Genomic DNA, 545 nt, shown 5'->3' with positions numbered 1-545 from the left:
TCCGAAACCGTGCGCGACGCCATCGGCATCCTGCGCGAGTACGAGGTGTCCCAGATGCCCGTGGTCGGCGCCGAGCCGCCGGTGATGGCCGGCGAGGTCGCGGGCAGCGTCTCCGAGCGCGAGCTGCTGTCGGCCGTCTTCGAGGGCCGGGCCAAGTTGGCCGACGCCGTCGCGCTGCACATGAGCCCGCCGCTGCCGATGATCGGCGCGGGGGAGTTGGTCAGCGCGGCGGGCAAGGCCCTGCGCGACTGGGATGCGTTGATGGTGGTCGAGGAGGGCAAACCCGTCGGGGTGATCACCCGATATGACCTGCTCGGCTTCCTTTCGGACGGGCCGCGGCGACGCTGACGACGCGCCCGTCCGGCGCGTGACGATGTCTCGCCCGGCCGCTGTGCGCTCGGGTACTGTAATGCCGCCTGGTTCAGCTGGTCCGCAGTGGAAGGGGTGCTCGTGACCGATCAACCGCCGCCCGGCGGCGACTACCCGCCGCCGCCGCCCGGATCACCCGGCGGTCAGCAGACCCCGCCCGCGTCGTCGACACCGGC

Annotated in this window: 1 protein-coding gene; it reads left to right on the top strand. The window is 72.5% G+C overall.

Features of this window, described 5'->3' with window-relative positions; genetic code table 11:
* A partial coding sequence (locus A9X03_RS04365) for a CBS domain-containing protein (RefSeq protein WP_156746467.1) occupies nt 1-348 on the top strand: 348 nt, incomplete at its 5' end.
* Nucleotides 349-545 lie beyond the last annotated feature (197 nt).

Source organism: Mycobacterium sp. E1715 (genome assembly GCF_001667625.1).
GTDB lineage: Bacteria > Actinomycetota > Actinomycetes > Mycobacteriales > Mycobacteriaceae > Mycobacterium.
Note: the sequence above shows the minus strand (reverse complement) of the source record. Positions and strands in the feature narration are given on the sequence as shown.